We start from the raw sequence: 229 nt of genomic DNA, 5'->3' as shown, positions 1-229 counted from the left end.
GCGGTACGGGCACCTTAGATATACACGCAGCTTTTCTCGCCTCTCATCCAGCCAGACTTCGGTACTATATTTCCCTCGATCACTACCGGAACCAACACCCGGCTCTGACCTTCTGAAAGTGTCCCTGCGCTTAAATCTTTCGGTGGGGACGGAATCTCTACCGTCTGTGCATCGGCTACGCCTTTCGGCCTCACCTTAGCTCCCGCCTAACTTGGAGCGGACGAACCTT

General features: G+C 55.0%; 1 rRNA gene. It reads right to left on the bottom strand.

The features are described from left to right. Window positions 1–229, bottom strand: a 23S ribosomal RNA gene (locus H6B10_RS16585); the annotation flags it as partial.

This window comes from Gemmiger formicilis (assembly GCF_016901605.1).
Classification (GTDB): domain Bacteria; phylum Bacillota; class Clostridia; order Oscillospirales; family Ruminococcaceae; genus Gemmiger; species Gemmiger formicilis_B.
This window is presented reverse-complemented; position numbering and strand designations above follow the sequence as displayed.